The 18,197-nt window shown below is 70.5% G+C and carries 15 protein-coding genes; 7 read left to right on the top strand and 8 right to left on the bottom strand.

What is annotated here, in order from left to right; genetic code table 11:
• The first annotated feature begins 47 nt into the window (after window positions 1–47).
• Window positions 48–722 carry a response regulator transcription factor gene (locus tag PWG71_RS21885; protein ID WP_274811809.1) on the top strand — a complete coding sequence of 225 codons (675 nt, stop codon included), beginning with the start codon at window positions 48–50 and terminating at the stop codon, window positions 720–722.
• Window positions 719–1,828: a sensor histidine kinase gene (locus PWG71_RS21880; RefSeq protein ID WP_274811808.1), complete on the top strand. Its 1,110-nt coding sequence runs from the start codon at window positions 719–721 to the stop codon at window positions 1,826–1,828. The genes PWG71_RS21885 and PWG71_RS21880 overlap by 4 nt, the downstream gene beginning before the upstream one ends.
• Here PWG71_RS21880 and PWG71_RS21875 read toward each other — a convergent pair.
• Window positions 1,816–4,845, bottom strand: coding sequence for a bifunctional [glutamine synthetase] adenylyltransferase/[glutamine synthetase]-adenylyl-L-tyrosine phosphorylase (locus PWG71_RS21875; RefSeq protein ID WP_274811807.1), 3,030 nt, complete (start codon window positions 4,843–4,845; stop codon window positions 1,816–1,818). The genes PWG71_RS21880 and PWG71_RS21875 overlap by 13 nt on opposite strands.
• 216 nt (window positions 4,846–5,061) lie before the next feature.
• A complete protein-coding gene (gene glnA, locus PWG71_RS21870; RefSeq protein WP_274811806.1) occupies window positions 5,062–6,486 on the bottom strand; it encodes a type I glutamate--ammonia ligase in 1,425 nt (474 codons plus the stop codon).
• Between the two features lie 399 nt (window positions 6,487–6,885).
• Between glnA and PWG71_RS21865 the strand changes: the two genes are divergently transcribed.
• The 5 genes from PWG71_RS21865 (at window position 6,886) to PWG71_RS21845 (ending at window position 11,584) form a co-directional block, all read left to right on the top strand.
• Window positions 6,886–7,356, top strand: coding sequence for an RDD family protein (locus tag PWG71_RS21865; protein WP_274811805.1), 471 nt, complete (start codon window positions 6,886–6,888; stop codon window positions 7,354–7,356).
• Window positions 7,357–7,508: 152 nt separating this feature from the next.
• Window positions 7,509–8,933 (top strand): LCP family protein, encoded by a 1,425-nt coding sequence (locus PWG71_RS21860; RefSeq protein WP_274811804.1) that lies wholly within the window; start codon window positions 7,509–7,511, stop codon window positions 8,931–8,933.
• A gap of 221 nt (window positions 8,934–9,154) precedes the next feature.
• The gene (locus tag PWG71_RS21855; protein WP_274811803.1) at window positions 9,155–10,561 is read left to right on the top strand and encodes an LCP family protein; all 1,407 of its coding nucleotides are present in this window, start codon (window positions 9,155–9,157) and stop codon (window positions 10,559–10,561) included.
• A 136-nt stretch (window positions 10,562–10,697) separates the two neighbouring features.
• Entirely contained in the window at window positions 10,698–11,351 is a 654-nt protein-coding gene (locus PWG71_RS21850; RefSeq protein ID WP_274811802.1) for a DUF2975 domain-containing protein, read from the top strand.
• Complete coding sequence (locus PWG71_RS21845) at window positions 11,351–11,584, top strand: helix-turn-helix domain-containing protein (RefSeq protein ID WP_274811801.1); 234 nt, start codon at window positions 11,351–11,353, stop codon at window positions 11,582–11,584. The genes PWG71_RS21850 and PWG71_RS21845 overlap by 1 nt, the downstream gene beginning before the upstream one ends.
• Before the next feature lie 80 nt (window positions 11,585–11,664).
• Here the strand turns inward: PWG71_RS21845 and PWG71_RS21840 are convergent, their stop codons facing one another.
• The 6 genes from PWG71_RS21840 to sucB form a co-directional block, all read right to left on the bottom strand.
• Window positions 11,665–12,384, bottom strand: a complete 720-nt coding sequence (locus PWG71_RS21840; RefSeq protein ID WP_274811800.1) for a DUF4191 domain-containing protein — start codon at window positions 12,382–12,384, stop codon at window positions 11,665–11,667.
• A gap of 223 nt (window positions 12,385–12,607) precedes the next feature.
• Window positions 12,608–13,555: a lipoyl synthase gene (gene lipA, locus PWG71_RS21835; protein WP_274811799.1), complete on the bottom strand. Its 948-nt coding sequence runs from the start codon at window positions 13,553–13,555 to the stop codon at window positions 12,608–12,610.
• 85 nt (window positions 13,556–13,640) lie between these two features.
• Window positions 13,641–14,348, bottom strand: coding sequence for a lipoyl(octanoyl) transferase LipB (gene lipB / locus PWG71_RS21830; protein ID WP_274811798.1), 708 nt, complete (start codon window positions 14,346–14,348; stop codon window positions 13,641–13,643).
• A 9-nt stretch (window positions 14,349–14,357) separates the two neighbouring features.
• Window positions 14,358–15,290, bottom strand: coding sequence for a TIGR01777 family oxidoreductase (locus PWG71_RS21825; RefSeq protein WP_274811797.1), 933 nt, complete (start codon window positions 15,288–15,290; stop codon window positions 14,358–14,360).
• Between the two features lie 317 nt (window positions 15,291–15,607).
• Complete coding sequence (locus PWG71_RS21820; protein ID WP_274811796.1) at window positions 15,608–16,195, bottom strand: NADPH-dependent FMN reductase; 588 nt, start codon at window positions 16,193–16,195, stop codon at window positions 15,608–15,610.
• A 142-nt stretch (window positions 16,196–16,337) separates the two neighbouring features.
• Window positions 16,338–18,110 carry a 2-oxoglutarate dehydrogenase, E2 component, dihydrolipoamide succinyltransferase gene (sucB, locus tag PWG71_RS21815; RefSeq protein ID WP_274811795.1) on the bottom strand — a complete coding sequence of 591 codons (1,773 nt, stop codon included), beginning with the start codon at window positions 18,108–18,110 and terminating at the stop codon, window positions 16,338–16,340.
• Window positions 18,111–18,197: the final 87 nt, after the last annotated feature.

Genomic DNA, 18,197 nt, shown 5'->3' with positions numbered 1-18,197 from the left:
TCGGATCCGGACCGCCGGGGGAGCGGCCCGCCGAACGGGGGACATCCATGCGCGTACTGGTCGTCGAGGACGAACCCTTCATGGCCGAGGCCCTCCAGACGGGGCTGCGTCAGGAGACCATCGCCGTCGACATCGCCCTGGACGGCGACGAGGCGCTGGAACGGATCGCGGTCAACGACTACGACGCCGTCGTCCTGGACCGCGACATCCCCGGTGTGCACGGAGACGACGTGTGCGCCGTCCTGGTCCGCGACCACCCCGGCACCCGGGTGCTCATGCTCACCGCCGCCGGACGGCTCCGCGACAAGGTCGACGGGTTCACCCTGGGCGCCGACGACTACCTCACCAAACCGTTCGCGCTGGAGGAACTGGTGATGCGCCTGCGCGCGCTGGCCCGCCGTCCCGCCGCCGCCGTCGATCCCGTCCTGCGGGTCGGCGACCTGCGCCTGGATCCCTACCGGCGCGAGGCCCACCGGGCCGGCCGGCCCCTGCGTCTGCCCCGCAAGCGGTTCGCCGTCCTGGAACTGCTCATGCGTGCGGACGGGGCGGTGGTCACCGCCGAGACCCTGCTGGAGAAGGTGTGGGACGAGCACACCGACCCCTTCACCAGCGCGCCCCGGGTCACGGTGTCCCACCTGCGCAAGGCGCTGGGCGACCCCGACCCCATCATCACCGTCCCGGGCGTCGGGTACCGCCTCGTCGACCCCGGGGAGGAACGGTGAACCGGCGCCCCGGGGTGCGGATCAGCGCCCGGTCGCGGCTCACCCTGGGCTACGCCGTGTTCCTGGTCGTGGCCGGACTGGCGGTCCTGGTCGGGGTGTACGTCGTCGTGCGGTTCATCCCTCCCTACCCGCTGACCACCGACGATCCCAGCCTGCGCGATCAGGTCTCCATCACCGCCCGAGGGGAGATCCTGAGGGTACTGGTGGAGATCTCCCTGTGGGTGCTGGCGGCGCTCGCCGTGATCGGCCTGACCGGTGGCTGGTTCCTGGCCGGATGGGTGCTGCGCCCCCTGCACCGCATCGACGCGGCGGTCCGCGTCGTCGCCGCCGGCCGGCTGGATCACCGGATCCACCCGACCGGCCCCGACGACGAGTTCCGACGTCTCGCCGACGCCTTCGACCACATGCTCGACCGGCTCCAGGACGCCTTCGCCGCCCAGGAGCGGTTCGCCGCCAACGCCTCCCACGAGCTGCGCACCCCGCTGGCGATCACCGCCACCATGATCGACGTCGCCCGCCGCGACCCCGGCCACGACCACACCGTGCTGCTGGAACGGTTGGGCGCGGTCAACGCCCGGGCGGTCGGACTCACCGAGGCGCTGCTGCGCTTGGCCGACGTCGACGCCGTGACCGCGGCGTCCGTCCCCGTGGACCTGGCGGGCATCGCCCGCCGCGCCGTCGCCGACGCGGAGGAGGAGGCCCGCGAGCGCGACGTCGCCCTGGACCTCACGGCCTTCCCGGCCCCGGTGCTCGGCGACGACGAGCTGCTCCTGCGCCTGACCGACAACCTGGTGCGCAACGCCGTCCGCCACAACGTCCGGGGCGGGAACGCGTCGGTCACGGTCGGCCGCGACCGCGACGGCTCGGCCCTACTGCGGATCACCAACACCGGGACCGCGCACACCGCCGAGGGGGCGGCCCGGCTCACCGAACCCTTCCTGCGCGGTGAGGGCCGCACCCGACGCGACGGGGACGGGTACGGCCTGGGCCTGCCCCTGGTCGCCAGGGTCGTCGACGTCCACGAGGGGGCGCTCGACGTCACCCCGCGCGAAGGGGGAGGGCTCACCGTCACGGTGCGCCTGCCCGGCCGCGCTCAGTCGTCGTAGAAGACCCGCTCCATCACGGCCCGCGCCCGGCGCGTCGTGCGCAGGTAGGCCTCCGTCAACTGTTCGGCGGGCCCTTCCCACACGCCCTCCTCGTCCTGGGTGCTGCGGCAGCCCATGGCGTTGGCCAGCGCCGCACGGATCCGCAGGTCGGAGGGCAGGGAGTCGCCGCTCCGGCCGCGCACCAGCATCACCATGCCGCGCACCCGCGAGGCCAACCGCCAGGCCTGTTCCAGGACGGCGCCGTCGTCGGCGGTCAGGAGCCCGTGGGCGACCGCCACCCCCAACGCCTCCAGGGTGCCGGTGGTGCGCAGGTCCGGGTACTCGTGGGCGTGCCGCAACTGGATCAGCTGCACCACCCATTCCACGTCCGACAACCCGCCGCGTCCCAGCTTGGTGTGCAGGGTGGGGTCGGCGCCGCGCGGCAGCCGTTCGGCCTCCATCCGGGCCTTGAGCTTGCGGATCTCCAGCACCGCCGAGGCGTCGACGCCGCCCAACGGGTAACGGATCGGGTCGATGAGCGCCGTGAACGCCGTGCGCAGCTCCGGGTCGCCGGCCACCGGCCGGGCCCGCAGCAGTGCCTGGCTCTCCCACACCTGGGACCAGCGACCGTAGTAGGCGGCGTAGGAGTCCAGAGTGCGCACCACCGGTCCGCTCTTGCCCTCCGGGCGCAGATCGGTGTCGACCTTCAACGGCGGTTCGGCGGCGGGCATCTCCAGCAGCCGCGCCAGTTCCCGAACGATCGCCATGGCCTGCCGGGTCGCCTTGGTGCCGTCCACCCCGGGCAGCGGCGAGTGCACGTACATCACGTCGGCGTCGCTGGCGTAGGTCAGCTCGCCGCCGCCGAAGCGGCCCATCGCGATCACGCACACCCGGGTCAGCGACTCGCCCTCGGACTCCAGGACCCGGGCGGCGGCCACGCGCAGGGCGGCGTCGATGGTCACCGCGGCGATGTCGGTGAGCGCCGCGCCGACCTCCTGGACGTTGGAGACCTCCAACAGGTCGGCGGCGGCGGTGCGCAGCAGTTCGCGGCGGCGCAGCGCCCGCACCGCCGACACCGACTCCTCGGCGGTGTCGTAGCGGCGCAGGGCCGCGTCGGCCTCGGTGGCCAGGACCTTGGGATCGCGGCGTACCAGGTCGGAGTCGTCGGCGAGCATCGCCACCGCCTCGGGGGCGCGCAGCAGCAGTTCGGTGACGTAACGGCTGGTGCCCAGCAGCCACGCCATGCGCTCGGCGACCCGCACGTCATCGCGCAGCAGCCTCAGGTACCACGGTGTGGTCCCCAGCGCCTCGCTGACCTGACGGAACCCGAGCAGTCCGGCGTCGGGGTCGGGGGAGTCGGAGAACCAGCCCAGCATCACGGGCAACAGGGTGCGTTGTATGGCGGCGCGTCGCGACACCCCGGAGGTGAGCGACTCCAGATGGCGCAGTGCCCCGGCCGGGTCGGCGAATCCGAGGGCCTCCAGCCGGTCCCGGGCCTGCTCGGGGGACAGGCGCGCCTCCTCACCGGGCAGTTTGGCCACGGCGTTGAGCAACGGACGGTAGAACAGCTTCTCGTGCAGGCGGCGCACCTCGGCGGCGACCCGTCGGCGCGCCTCGGTCAGCTCCCGCACCGGGTCGGCGGTGAACCCCAGGGCCCGGCCCAGCAGGCGCAGCTCCGACTGCGCGTCGGCGCTGTCGGCGGCGGGCATCAGGTGGGTGCGGCGCAGCCGCCGCAACTGCAACAGGTGCTCCAGGCGGCGCAGGAACCGGTAGGCGTCGGCGAGCCCGACCGCGTCCTGCCGGCCCACGTACCCGTGTTCGGACAGGGAGGTCAGGGCCACCAGGGTGGTACCCGAGCGCAGCCGGTCGTCGGCGCGCCCGTGCACCAGTTGGAGCAGCTGCACGGAGAACTCGATGTCGCGCAGCCCGCCCGGGCCCAGTTTGAGCTCCCGGTCGGTCTGGTCGGCGGGGATGTGCTCCAGGACCCGGCGGCGCATCGCCTGGACGTCCTCGACGAAGTCCTTGCGGGACGAGGCCTGCCACACCATGGGGGTGATGACCTCCATGTACGCCCTGCCCAGCTCGGCGTCCCCGGCGATGGGGCGCGCCTTGAGCAGGGCCTGGAACTCCCAGGTCTTGGCCCAGCGCTCGTAGTAGGCGCGGTGCCCCGCCAGGGGCCGCACCAGCGGTCCGTTCTTGCCCTCGGGGCGCAGCGCGGGGTCGACCTCCCACAGGGTGCCCTCGGCGTCGGTCTCGACGGGCACCCGCATCATGGCGGTGGCCAACCGGGTCGCCGAGCGCATCGCCGCCTGGTCGTCCACCGGTTCGTCGCCCTCGGGGACCTCGGCGGGTTCGGCGACGAACACGACGTCCACGTCGCTGACGTAGTTGAGCTCGCGGCCGCCGCACTTGCCCATGCCGATGACCGCCAACCGGCACCGGGCGGCGTCCTCGGGGTGTTCGGCGCGGGCCACCGCCAGGGCGGCGTCCAGTAGGGCCGCGGCCAGGTCGGACAGCTCCGCGGCGACGGCCTCCATGCTGACCAGGCCGGTCAGGTCGCGCCCGGCCAGCCGCAGGACCCGGCGGCGGTAGGCGACGCGCAGCGCATGGCGCGGGTCGGCGTCGGAGAGCGCGGCGACGGGGGTGGACGCGTAGGGGTCGGCGCCCACGGTGTGCATCAGCCCTCGGCGCAGCTCCTCCGGTTCGGGTGTGCGGGCGGCGTCGGCGCCGCGCAGCTCCCGCCAGTCGCCGGGGTGGCGCACGAGGTGGTCGGTGAGGGCGGTTCCCGTGCCCAGGACCCGGCACAGGCGGTCCCGCAGGGCGGGGTCCTCGCGCAGGTCGTCGAGCAGCCCCGCCGGGTCGGGGTCGGTCTCCAGGATCCGTATCAGCCCCAGCAGGGCCTGATCGGGATCGGGGGCCGCCCCCAGGGAGTCGATGACGACCGTGTCGGAGGAGGCGTCCAGCCCCGCCCCCGACAGCAGCCGTAGAGCCCGCGGACTGTCACTGAACCCGCGCCGAGCGAGCGCGCCTGCCGTCATGGTGTCTCTTCCGTCCCTTGCCACGCGTCAACGGTAGCCGCACGGCCGATGGTGGACCGCACGGTGGCGGGCCGGAACACCTCCACACGCTCCCGCCGTTGGGTTCGCCAGGGGATGGTCCGGAACCGGTTCGGGGCCGGTATCCGAGCGGATACCGGCCCCGAGGAGGAGGGCGCGCCCACCGGGCGCGTCACTCCGAGGAGCTGTGCCTACGACCTAGATGTCGTAGTAGAGCTCGAATTCGCGCGGGTGGGGACGCAGACGCAGGGAGTCGATCTCCTCGGTGCGCTTGAAGTCCACGTAGGTCTCCAGGAGGTCCTTGGTGAACACACCGCCCTCCAGGAGGAACTCGTGGTCCTCCTCCACCGCGTTGAGCGCGTCGTCCAGCGAGGCCGGGACGGTCTTGATGGCCTTGGCCTCGGCCGGGGGCAGCTCGTACAGGTCCTTGTCGATGGGCTCCGGCGGCTCGATCTTGTTCTTGATGCCGTCGACGCCGGCCATCAGCATGGCGGAGAAGGCCAGGTACGGGTTGGCCGACGGGTCCGGCACGCGGAACTCGATGCGCTTGGCCTTGGGGTTGGAGCCGGTCAGCGGCAGGCGGATGCACGCGGAGCGGTTGCGCTGGCTGTAGACCAGGTTGATCGGGGCCTCGTAGCCGGGCACCAGGCGGTGGTAGGAGTTCACCGTCGGGTTGGTGAAGGCGAGCAGCGCCGGGGCGTGCTTGAGCAGACCGCCGATGTAGTAGCGGGCCGTGTCGGAGAGCTGACCGTAGCCGGACTCGTCGAAGAACAGCGGCTCGCCGTCCTTCCACAGGCTCTGGTGGCAGTGCATGCCGGAGCCGTTGTCACCGAACAGCGGCTTGGGCATGAAGGTCGCCGTCTTGCCCGCCTCGTTGGCGACGTTCTTGACGATGTACTTGTACAGCTGCACGCGGTCGGCCTGCTGGAGCAGCGTGCCGAACTTGATGCCGATCTCGGCCTGGCCGGCGGTGCCGACCTCGTGGTGCTGGAGCTCGACCTCGATGCCCGACTCGATGAGCGTGCGGACCATGGTGGAGCGCAGGTCGCTGTAGTGGTCGACCGGCTCGACGGGGAAGTAGCCGCCCTTGTACCGGGGGCGGTAGCCGCGGTTGCCGCCTTCGAGGGCCGAGCCGGTGTTCCAGGCGCCCTCGATGGAGTCGATCTCGTAGAAACCGGTGTTGGACCGGGTCTCGAACTTGACGTCGTCGAAGATGTAGAACTCGGCCTCGGGGCCGAAGAAGGCGGTGTCGGCGACACCGGAGCCGCGCAGGAACGCCTCGGCCTTGCGGGCGACGTTGCGCGGGTCGCGGCTGTACGACTCCAGGGTGAGCGGGTCGTGGACGAAGAACGTCATGTTCAGCGTCTTGTACTTGCGGAACGGGTCCAGGACGCCGGTGCTCAGGTCGGGGAGCAGCAGCATGTCGGACTCGTGGATGGCCTGGAAGCCACGGATCGACGAACCGTCGAACATCTGACCGTCGGTGAACGTCGAGGCGTCGACGTTCTCGGTCGGGAGGGTAACGTGGTTCACGCCTCCGAACAGGTCCGTGAAACGGACGTCGAGGAACTTGACGTCCTCATCTCGGATGAAAGCGAGCACCTCGTCGACGCTGCTGAACAAAACGAACCTCCGTGCAGGTGGCTGAGACGACGGGTCCGCGCCCGCTCCATCGCGGCCACGTCGGACCATCGCGGCGTCTCCCGGCTTCGGTGTCGAAGCTAGGAGCGGGTGATTTCCGTGCCATGTCTCCATTGTTTCCTGTATGTTACGGAGCCCGGTGTTTTCGCAGACCACCCCGCCTGACCCGGTGATTCCACCGTGTTCAGGGCGAAAACCGGACATCAGGGAAGTCGAATGTGTTCCGCGCCACCGTTCCGGTGGAGTCGGTCGTGTTCGCCCGGGAACCGCGCCCGGACGCCCCGTCGAGGGCGACGGCTCGGGGAGGGGCGTGCCCGAAGGCCCCGGGATGACGGGTGGGGCGGGTCGGAAACGCTCACGAGGGTCGCTACCGTTGAGGACATGAGCGACGACAGGGGCGGAGCGGCCGCGACCGACGACTTCCGATACCGGGGCAACCGGCTCGGCCTGCCCGAGAACGGCTCCGGATCGGTGCCCGGCGTCGGCCGTCGCCTCGTGGGGCTGATCCTGGACTGGACGCTCGCCCTGCTCATCGCCTGGGGACTGTACCGCGCGGGCCTCATCGGCGCGGGTGTCACCGACGAGCAGCAGGCCACGACCCTGATCAGCAACATGGCGATGGTCGTGTTCGCGGTGTCGAACATCCTGCTGCTCACCCTGTTCGGCACCTCGGTCGGCCGCCGCCTCGTCGGGGTCGGCGTCAAGGCCACCGGAGAGCGCTCCTGGCCGTGGTTCGTGTCGATGACCGTTCGCACCCTCCTGCTCTGCCTGGTCATCCCCGCCGTCATCTACGATCGCGACACCCGCGGGCTGCACGACCGTGCCGCCGGTACCGTCTCCGTCCGTTTCTGAGGTACCGACCCAGGTCACGAGTGGATTCACGGCACCTCCGGTGCTGTTAGCATCCGAATTCGGTCACATCGTGCCGGGACGGTCGTGAACCCCCTCATCGGGCGCCGCGCGTCCGCTCCCTCCCGGGCCTCACCGCACCCTCGAAGGTTCGCATGGCTGGAAAACGTTCCGCCCCCCGCCCCGCCGGCGTGCTCGACACCATCCGGTTGTCCGCGGGCCAGTGGGTCGCCTGTGCCGTCACCGCGCTGTCGATCATGGCGAGCCTGGGCGGCTACATGTGGTACCAGGGCATCGTCAACAACATCACCACGACGCAGGTCGACACCGACGAGTGGGACCGGCCCACCAGCGTCGAGGGCGTGATGAACCTGCTCGTCATCGGTTCCGACGTGCGCTCGGGGGAGAACGCCAACTACGGGGTGGTCGAGGGCGCGCGCCCCGACATGATGCTCATCGCCAGCATCAACGTCGACAACGGCACCGTCACCATGGTCAACCTGCCCCGCGACCTGGTCGTGGACCTGCCCGGCTGTGAGGCGACCGAGGGTTACGAGGGGATGGTCGCCCAGAGCGGCATGATCAACTCGGCGATGACCTTCGGCGGCGTGGGCTGCCAGTGGAACGCGGTCGAGCAGGTCACCGAGGTGCACCTGGACCACTTCGTGATGATGGACTTCACCGGGTTCAAGGACATGGTGGACGCCCTCGGCGGCGTCGACATGTGCATCCCCGGGCCGATCGACGACCCCAAGGCCCACCTGACGCTCGAAGCCGGTGAGCAGACCCTCGACGGCGAGCAGTCCCTCGGGTACGTGCGCTCCCGGTACGGACAGGGCGACGGCAGCGACCTGTCCCGCATCGAGCGCCAGCAGCAGTTCATGGGCGCCATGCTGCGCCAGGTCCTCAGCAGCGAGGTGATGACCAGCCCGCTGACGATCACCAACTTCCTGGGCGCGGTCACCGATTCGGTCACCACCGACGACGGGCTCACCATCGACACGATGACCGACCTCGCGATCTCCATGCGCGAGGTCGATCTGAAGAAGGTCCAGTTCGTCACCGTGCCCAACGGTCAGCACCCGGCCGACCCCAACCGGTTGGCGCTCAGCGAGCCGGCGGCCACCGAGCTCTTCCAGGCGATCAACTCCGGAACGGACCTCTCCGACGTCGGCGAGGAGGAGAAGGAGGAGAGCGATGACGCGCCCGCGGCGCCCGCTCCCGCCGAGACCTCCGTGCAGGTGCTCAACGGGACCGACATCGAGGGCCTGGCCGGCCAGGCCGCCGATCGGTTGACCTCCGACGGCTACGTGGTCACCGGCACGGGCAACCCCGAGGTGCGCTTCCCCTCGGTCACGACCGTCTACTACGCGACCGGCCAGGAGGCCGCCGCCGACCTGCTGGCGAAGTCGCTGGAGAACGCGGTCACCGAGGAGGCCTCCGGGCTGACCGGGACCCTGGAGCTGGTCATCGGCCCGGACTGGAGCGGTTTCAAGGGCGACGCGACGGGACCGGGGCTCTCGGTCACCGAGGACCTGGGCGGGATCACCGCGGAGGAGGAGCCGGAGAGCGTCTGCTGACCCGCGAGGGGTGTTCCGGTCATTGGGGCTCATTGCCCTCACTTGACCGAAACCTGTCCCAAGGCGTACCGTGCTAGCGCTCGACCGTGATCTCGGCGTGATCCCCCGCTGCGCGCCGGTCTCGGTCGCCCCCCTCCCTTGTCCCTGAACGGATCGCAGGTGCCCTTTTGGCTCCCAGACACGTGTCCAAAGCCGCGAGGTCGAAGGCCGCGAAGGCGAAGATGTCCCCGGGCCAGTGGGTGGCCTGCGGTATGACCGGCGTGGTCATCGCCGCGAGCCTGACCGGATACGTCGGCTACCGCGACGCCCTGGCGGTGCAGACGGAGCAGATCAACACCGACGCCTGGGGCGACCGCCCCGCGCAGGTGGAGGGCATCCGCAACATCCTGCTGCTGGCCACCGACGAGCGGGCGGGCGAGGACGCCGCGTTCAACGAGGCCAACGGCATCCGGCCCGACGTGCTGATCCTGGTCAACATCGACGTCGACAAGGGCGGGGTGACCATGGTCAACCTGCCCCGCGACCTCATGGTCACGAGCCCCGGCTGCGATCCCGCCGAGGACAAGCCCGGTGTCACCGCCGGCACGGTGGACCAGCTCAACCACGCCATGTTCTTCGGCGGACTGGACTGTCAGGGCAAGACCATCGAGGACATCACCCACGTCCACCTGGACCACATGGTGATCGTCGACTTCGCCGGCTTCCAGGCCATCGTGGACTCCATCGGCGGGGTCGACATGTGCATCCCCGAGCCGCTCCAGGACAGGAACGCCAAGCTCGACCTCCCGGCCGGTCAGCAGACCCTGGACGGCACACAGGCCCTGGCCCTGGCCCGCTCCCGGGACACCACCGAGAACGGCAGTGACCTCGACCGCATCAAGCGCCAGCAGGAGATGATCGGGGCGATCCTGCGCAAGGTCACCACCGGCGAGATCATGTCCAGCCCCACCACGCTCTACGACTTCTTCGCCTCGGTCACCGACAGTCTCATCACCGACGACGGGTTCACCGTCGACGAGATGGGCGAGCTGGCCATCGCCATGCGCGACGTGGACCTGGGCCGGATGAACATGGTGATGGTCCCCGTCGACGACTACGTCAACAACAGGGACAAGGTCCAGCTCCGGGAACCGGAGGCGTCGGAGCTGTTCGGGGCGATCGCCGCCGGAGAGGCCACCTCCGATCCGGAGGAGAAGGACGAGGGCGGGGAGGAGGCCGGAGAATCCGCCGAGGAGTCCGTCTCCCCCTCCGAGGTGTCGGTGCACATCGTCAACAACGAGGGCACCCCGGGGCTGGCCGCCCAGGTCGAGCCGCTCCTGGCCGGCCTCGGCTTCACGGTCACCGGATCGGGCAACCCCACGACGCGGGCCCCGGGGCAGACCACGGTCTACCACGCTCCCGGCGAGGAGGCGAAGGCCGCGGCCCTCGCCGACGTGCTCGTCAGCGGCGCCGCGATCGAGGAGGCCACCGACCTCTCCGGCTCGCTGGAACTCGTGATGGGCTCCGACTGGCAGAGCGTCGAACCGGACGGTGCGGACTCCGGCGGCGGTGACGACGAGGAGTCCGAGGAGGACCCGTTGGCCGGCCTGGGCGTTACCTCGGCCGAGGAGAGGGTCGACTGCGGATAGCGCCCCTCCCCAGCACGATCGAGGCCCTCAGGGCGTCCACGGACGCTCCGGGGGCCTCGTCCGTGTCCGGGGGTGGCGACCACTCCACTTATCGTTTATCGTTAATATCGAAAAACGATAAGAAAGGGAGTGGGGCATGTCCGAGAGGTCGCCTCTCCGATGGAGCCGCAGCGATGCGGTCATCACTCGATGCGTTCTCGTCATCGGCCTCGTGTTCGCCGGCCTGGCCACCCTCTACGCCCTGGTGTGGATCACCCCGCTGTTGCCCGCCGGGGGCGGCGTGCCGATCAACGCCATCACCGTTCCGATCCCCGACGGCGTCCCCGACACCGCACCCCCCGTCAGCACGGCCGACGCCGACCACACGGTCGAGGCCGCCGGGACCATGACCCTCGTCTTCCACGACCCCACGACGGCGCAGCGGCTCCTCCTGGTGCTCCCCTCGCTGCTGGCCATGATCGCCACCCTCGTGGTGATGGCCGGCCTGTTGGGGATCGTCCGGAGCCTCGACGCGGGGGACCCCTTCGTCCGTGCCAACGTCCGCCGGTTGCGGATCATCGCCTTCACCGTCCTCCTCGGGGCGATCCTCGTCCCGGTGGTGGAGATGTTCCGGAACGACGTGCTCACGGCCGCCGCGCTGGGGAGCGGCACCCTGGAGGCCTCCGTGGTCCTCGTCGGCGAGGGCGGCATCCGGTTCACCTTCGTCTTCGTCGGGCTGCTGCTGGCCGGACTGGCCGAGATCTTCCGACGCGGCACCCTGATGCGCGACGACGTGCAAGGGCTGGTCTGATGCCTCCGGAGGAGGCCGAGGGCATCGTCGTCCACCTCGACGAACTGCTCGCCGAGCGCGGGATCACCCTCACCGAACTGGCCGCCCGCGTCGGGATCACCGTCGTCAACCTGTCGGTGCTCAAGAACGGGCGGGCCAAGGCGATCCGGTTCAGCACCCTGGCCGCCCTGTGCCGGGAACTGGACTGCCGCCCCGGCGACCTCATCGACTACGCGCCCGCCGAACGGTCCTGAGGCCGTCCGGGGGCACACGGAAGGGGGCGGCGCACCGGAACCGGTGCGCCGCCCCCTTCGAACCGCGAGGCCGGGGGCGCTCAGCCGCCCATCTGACCGCGCATGCCGCGGGGCATCTTGGCGTTCTTGGGCAGCGGGCCCTTGGGCATCTGCATCTTGGCGGGCAGCGCTCGCAGCCGGTAGTTGAGCTGTGTGACCTCCTTCTTGTCCAGGTTGCGCGGCAGCTTGACCAGCGTGCGCTGCAACTTGGACAGCGGGATCTGATCCTCGCCGTTGCCCACCTTGTAGTCGTAGATGGGGATGTCGTAGGCCACCCGGGAGACGCGCTTCTTCTCGGCGGCGATGAGCGACTTGAGCCGGCCGGGCTCGCCCTCGCCGATCAGGATGATGCCGGGGCGGCCCACCACACGGTGCACCACGTCCTGCTGGCGGTTGGCGTTCACGGCGAACTCGGTCACCCAGTTGCCGCGCATGTTGTCCAGGATCGCCGCGCCCGCGCCCAGCTGGCCGTCCAGGATCTGGTACTGCACGCGCTGTGCCGAACGGGTGAAGATGATGAAACCGACCAGCAGGGCGATCGGCAGGCCGGTCAGCGGCCACAGGATCCAGGAGCCGGTCCAGATGCCGATGCCGACGAACACCGCGAGGATGACGGCCGCCACGCCGGCGGCGAGCGGAATGCTGCGGGGGCTCTGGCGATGGACGACCTTGGCGACCATGCCGATCTGCTTGAGCCGACCGGGCTCCTTCTTCTCTTTGCCCTCTGCGGGTGCTGTGCTCTCGGAACCCTTTTTCGCCATCGTGCTCTCAGGCAGCGCGCACCGACGTACGGTCGGCGGGGACGGAGATCCCGAAGCTGCCTTGCCTCCTTCTACGCGGTCGACCTCGTGCGGCGCCCTCCGGCGCCACTTTCGGGCGCCTCCGGACCACCAGGATATGCGTCGGGACCCGGGTGCGCGGAACGGTGGCCCTGGGGCCACCGTTCCAGCTTGGTCACGACTCGGGCGGAAAGCCCGTTACGTGCTACTTCGTCAGTGCGGCGGCCTCGGCGTCACGCTTCTCACGCGCCTGCTGGTACAGGCGTCCGGCGCGGTAGGAGGAGCGCACCAGCGGACCGGACATGACCCCGGCGAAGCCGATCTCCTCGGCCTCCTCGCCCAGCTCCACGAACTCCTGCGGCTTGACCCACCGGTCGATCGGGTGGTGCAGCTTGGAGGGACGCAGGTACTGGGTGATGGTCAGCAGGTCGCAGCCGGCCTCGTGCAGGTCGCGCATCGCCTCGCCGATCTCCTCACGGGTCTCGCCCATGCCCAGGATCAGGTTCGACTTGGTGACCAGACCGTCCTCGCGCGCCTTGGTGATGACCTCCAGGGAGCGCTCGTAGCGGAAGCCGGGGCGGATGCGCTTGAAGATCCGCGGCACCGTCTCCACGTTGTGCGCCAGCACCTCCGGGCGGGACCCGAAGACCTCGGCCAACTGGTCGGGGTCGGCGTTGAAGTCCGGGATGAGCAACTCGACGCCGGTGCCCGGGTTCAGCTCGTGGATCTTGCGGACCGTCTCGGCGTACAGCCAGGCGCCGCCGTCCTCCAGGTCGTCCCGGGCCACGCCGGTGATGGTGGCGTAGCGCAGCTCCATGGTCTTGACCGACTCGGCGACCTTGGTCGGCTCCATGCGGTCCAGCGCGCTGGGCTTGCCGGTGGCGATCTGGCAGAAGTCACAGCGACGGGTGCACTGGTCGCCGCCGATGAGGAAGGTGGCCTCGCGGTCCTCCCAGCACTCGTAGATGTTGGGGCAGCCGGCCTCCTGGCACACCGTGTGCAGACCCTCGGTCTTCACCAGTGAGCGCAGCTCGGTGTACTCGGGCCCCATGTGCGCCTTGATCTTGATCCACGGCGGCTTCTTCTCGATGGGGGTCTCACTGTTGCGCGCCTCCACGCGCAGCAGGCGGCGACCCTCAGGAGCGATGGTCAACGTGAACCCGTTCCCTTCTGTGCCCCGCGGACCCGGATGCCCTTCGTGAGGGCGGGGTGCGGGGACCGGCTCATGGTGTGGTGTGTCATCCTCGGGCGGTGACGGGACCGGCCAACAGTCCGGCGCCGTCGATGTGGCCGTACTCCTTCGCACCGAAGACGTCCGCCAGGTGGCGTTCCATCAGCGGCCGCGCATCGGCGACCGTGACGTCACGGCCGAGTTCGGCGGTGAGCGAGGTGACCCCGGCGTCGGAGATACCGCAGGGGACGATCCGGTCGAACCACGACATGTCATTGTTGCAGTTCACGGCGAGCCCGTGCATCCCGACCCCGCGGGCGATCCGGCAGCCGATCGCGGCGATCTTGCGTTCGGCGAGGCCGCGCTCGGGGTCGGCGTCCAGCCACACCCCGGTGCGCCCCTCGACCCGCCGGCCGGTGAGGCCGTACTCCGCGATGGTGCGGAGGATCGCCTCCTCCAGCATCCGGACGTAGGCGATCACGTCGATGGGGTCCGACAGCCGCACGATGGGGTACACCGTGAGCTGGCCGGGTCCGTGCCAGGTGATCTTGCCGCCCCTGTCGATGTCCACGACCGGCGCGCCGGGGTCGGACATGGGACGATCCCACTTCCCGGTGCGCTTGCCCGCCGTGTACACCGGTTCGTGCTCCAAGAGCAGGACGGTGTCGGCCACCTCGTCGGCGACGCGGCGCTCGTGGAGCCGCTTTTGCAGGTCCCAGCCCTGGTGGTAAGGGACGGGGGTGTCGCCGAGCCATGCGTAAACGAGATCACTCACACACTCACTTTACGCGCCGGGCGAGGACACCGGTCTGGCCAGGATGTCGGATAGCGCACTGTCGATGGTGGGAAGTGTGAAGGAATAACCCGCCTGGAGCAGACGTTCCGGACGCCCCCTCAGATCGAGGAGGGCGGTCTCCTCCGCGTAGTCGCCCAGGGTCGCCCGCAGCGCCGTCGCCGGCACCCGGAGGATCGCCGGCCGGTCCAGGACGCCCGCCAGCGCCTCGGTGAAGGCGGCGTTGCTCACCGGTTCGGGCGCGCAGGTGTTGATCGGACCGGTGATCCCGGGGCGCTCCAGCAGGAACCGGATCACGCCCACGGCGTCGCGCATCGCGATCCACGTCATGTACTGGGCCCCCGATCCGATCCGGCCGCCCAGTCCCGCCCGGTACAGCGGCAGCACCGATCTGAGGTAGCCGCCGGAGCGGTCCAGCACCACCGCCAACCGCAGGTGGGCGGTGGGGATGCCGGCGGCCACCGCGGGGGCGGCCGCCCCCTCCCAGTCCCGGCAGATGTCCGCCAGGAAGCCGGCGCCCGGCGGATCCGCCTCGGTGACCACCCGGCCGCCGGTGTCCCCGTAGTACTGCATCCCGGAGGCGGTCAGCAGCCGTGGGGGAGGGGTGTCCATCCCGGCCAGGGCCTTGGCCAGGGTCCTGGTTCCGCGCACCCTGCTGCGGCGGATGAGCGCCCGCCGCTGCCGGGTCCACAGGGAGGGGCCCAACGGCGCGCCGGCCAGGTGCACCACGGCGTCGGCCCCGTGCAGGGCCACGGTGTCCACGCGCCCCTGTTCCGGACGCCACTCCGCCTCCTCCAGCCGTGAACGGTAGACGGGTCGGGGCGCGTGCCGCACCATGCGCACGACCGTGTGCCCGTCGGCGAGCAACGACTCGACCAGTACCCTGCCGACGAGTCCCGAAGTGCCCGTGATCGCCACTTTCATGCTCTGGTGTCTACCCCCCACGGGAGCGAGTACCGGGTGCCGGGGTGCCCTTGCCGGTGCGCCGGGATTTTTTTCTCGGGGTTTTTCGCCAAAGTCCTGCGGAGCGGGCCCGGGGTCTTCTACTTTGAACGTGGGACATGGAACTCCGCGTCAGTGCGGGGCTACCGTGGGCGACGCGCTGTCGGGCTGGCTGTCGCGTCCACCCAACAGACCTTTGATGATGGGGATCATCAGGGGATGGTGATTGGTGGGGTAGAAAGACGGGGCGGTGCCGTGAGGCGCCGCCCCGTCCACCGTTCCCGGCCCCTCCGCGCGCCTCAGGCGGGGTAGGAGCGTCGTTCGCGGGCCTCGCGCAGGGCCAGGGCCCACCAGCGCAGTTCGTCCAACAGGAGCTTCACCGCGGACTCGGCCCCCGAGAGGTCTCCGGTGGGGGACCCGTCATCGGCGAACATCGCGCTCGCGTTGTGCAGGCTCACCGTGTCCCGGATCGTCGCCACGTGCAGCTCGGAGAAGACCAGCCGTAACTGTTCGATCGCGCGCAGGCCGCCCGACATCCCTCCGTAGGAGACGAACCCCGCCGCCTTGCCGAACCACTCCCGGCGGGCCGAGTCGATCGCGCTCTTGAGCGGTCCCGGGTATCCGTGGTTGTACTCGGGGGTGAGCACCACGAACCCGTCGGCCGCCGCCACCCGGGGGCCGAAGTCCGCCAACGGGGCGCCGTGCCCGTGTCCGTACCGTTCTTCGGCGGCCAGGTCGGCCAGGTCGGCGAGGTCGGCGACGTCCAGGACGTCGATCTCCATGTCCGCCCGGGTCCGGGCCAGGTCCACGAACCAGCGGGAGACCGCCGGCCCCGTGCGTCCGTTCCGGTTCGTGCCCAGGATCACCGCGATCCGAAGGTTGTCCATGTATGAGGTCCTCGTGCCGTGCTGTAGATGCACCAACGCTAAGACCTCAACAGCGGTAGAGGTCAAGTGGATGTGATCTCACCGACGCCGAAGGGCCGGACACCGTACGGCGTCCGGCCCTTCGGCGTGATGCGGCGGCGACTCAGCCCAGACCGATCTCGGTCTCGAACTCGCCCTCCTCCAGCCGGCTCTTCACCGCCTGGAGGAAGCGGCCGGCGTCGGCCCCGTCGATCAGACGGTGGTCGACGGCCAGCGACAGGTACACCATCGAACGCACGGCGATCACCTCACCGCCCATGGCCGGGTCCTCGACCACGACCGGCCGCTTGACGACCGCGCCGGTGCCCAGGATCGCGACCTGGGGCTGGTTGATGATCGGGGTGCCGAACAGCGCCCCGGAACCACCGGTCTCGGTGAGGGTGAACGTGCCCCCGCCCAGCTCGTCCGGGCCCAGCCGGCCGGTGTGGGCCCGCTCGGTCAGGTCGGCGATGCTGCCGGCCAGACCGCCGAGGTTCAGCTTGCCCGCGTCCTTGACCACCGGGACGAGCAGACCGCGCTCCGTGTCCACCGACACGCCCAGGTTCTCGACGTCGTGGTAGGTCACCTCCTGCCCGTCCGCGTCGATCACCGCGTTGAGCTTGGGGTGGGCGCGCAGCGCCTCCACGGTGGCCAGGGCGAAGAAGGCGAAGAAGTCCGGGGCCGATCCGCCGTGCTCGGCGGCCCGCTCGCGCAGTCGCGCGATCTTGGTGACGTCCACCTCGGTGACCTGGGTGGTCGTCGCCGAGACGTGCAGGGACTCCACCATGCTGTCGGCGATGTACCGACGCAGCCGGCTCAGCTTCTCGGTACGACCGCGCAGCGCGAGGTCGTCATCGGCCTGCTCGCGCGGAGCCGAGGACGGCGTGGTGGGAGCGGCGGCGCGCGCGGAGGCGGCCTTGAGCTCCTCCGCGGCCTTGAGCACGTCCTGCTTGCGGATGCGACCGCCGACGCCGGTGCCGCGCACCCGGCCCAGGTCCACGCGGTGTTCGGCGGCGAGCTTGCGGACCAGCGGGGTCACGTAACCCTCGACGCCGGCGTCGGTCCCCGAGGGGCCGGTCCCGCTCAGGGTCCCGATGTCCACCGAGGGGCTCTCGTCCCCGGTGCCGTGGGCGGCGGGCGCCGGCTCAGGGGTGGGCTTCGGTGCGGGCTCGGGCTCGGGCTCGGCGGCCTTGGCCGTGGTCGCCGCTTCCGAGGTGGTGGGGGTCGGCGGTTCGGCCGGGGTCTCGGAGGGAGCGGCCCCCTCGCCGCCCTCACCGCCGATGACGGCGATCCGGGCACCGATCTCCACGGTCTCGTCCTCCTGGACGAGGATCTGGGTGAGCACGCCCGCGACCGGGGACGGGATCTCGGTGTCCACCTTGTCGGTGGAGACCTCAAGGAGCGGCTCGTCGACCTCGACGGCGTCGCCCACGTTCTTCAGCCACTGGGTGACAGTACCCTCGGTGACGCTCTCACCCAGGGCCGGCATGGTCACCGAGGTCTCGGGTCCGGTGGCGACCGGGGCGTCGGGGGCGGCGGCCTCGGGGTCCGGCTCGGGTTCGGGTTCGGGCTCGGCGGCCTTCTGCTCGGGTTCGGGCTGCGGCTCGGGCTCGGCCTGCTCCTCCTCGGCGGCGGGGGCCGGGGCCTCGGCGTCCTCGCCCTCACCGCCGATGACGGCGATCTCCGCGCCGATCTCCACGGTCTCGTCCTCCTGGACGAGGATCTTGGTGAGCACGCCCGCGACCGGGGACGGGATCTCGGTGTCCACCTTGTCGGTGGACACCTCAAGGAGCGGCTCGTCGACCTCGACGGTGTCGCCCACGTTCTTCAGCCACTGGGTCACGGTTCCCTCGGTGACGCTCTCACCCAGGGCGGGCATGGAAACGGATGTCGGCATGGGTTCCTCGTTGGATATGGGCGCGGTGTTCTGCCCGATCCCGTTGATGGGCAGCGCGGTCGTACGGCGACGGGGGCGGGCCGTGGG

This window comes from Nocardiopsis sp. N85, assembly GCF_028882275.1.
GTDB lineage: Bacteria > Actinomycetota > Actinomycetes > Streptosporangiales > Streptosporangiaceae > Nocardiopsis > Nocardiopsis lambiniae.
The sequence above is the reverse complement of the archived record's forward strand: the minus strand, read 5'-3'. Positions and strand labels throughout refer to the sequence as shown.